At 49.5% G+C, this 527-nt stretch carries 1 rRNA gene; it reads left to right on the top strand.

From position 1 onward, the window contains the following. A 23S ribosomal RNA gene (locus tag FNN08_RS16270) occupies nucleotides 1-527 on the top strand; the annotation flags it as partial.

Here is a 527-nt window from a genome sequence, read left to right as displayed (position 1 = left end):
GTGAATACATAGCGTTAGGAGGCGAACCGGGAGAACTGAAACATCTAAGTACCCCGAGGAAAAGAAATCAACCGAGATTTCCTTAGTAGCGGCGAGCGAACGGGAATTAGCCCTTAAGCGGTTTGTACATTAGTGGAATGTGCTGGAAAGCACAGCGATACAGGGTGATAGCCCCGTACACGAAAATAAACTTACCGTGAAATCGAGTAGGTCGGGACACGAGAAATCTTGACTGAATATGGGGGGACCATCCTCCAAGGCTAAATACTCCTAACTGACCGATAGTGAACCAGTACCGTGAGGGAAAGGCGAAAAGAACCCCTGTGAGGGGAGTGAAATAGAACCTGAAACCGCATACGTACAAGCAGTGGAAGCCGGATTTAGTCCGGTGCCTGCGTACCTTTTGTATAATGGGTCAGCGACTTATGTTCTGTAGCAAGGTTAACCGAATAGGGGAGCCGTAGCGAAAGCGAGTGTTAACTGCGCGTTTAGTTGCAGGGCATAGACCCGAAACCCGGCGATCTACC

The organism is Thalassomonas sp. M1454 (assembly GCF_007097525.1).
In the GTDB taxonomy this organism is placed as follows: Bacteria; Pseudomonadota; Gammaproteobacteria; order Enterobacterales; family Alteromonadaceae; genus Thalassotalea_A.
Note: the sequence above shows the minus strand (reverse complement) of the source record. Positions and strands in the feature narration are given on the sequence as shown.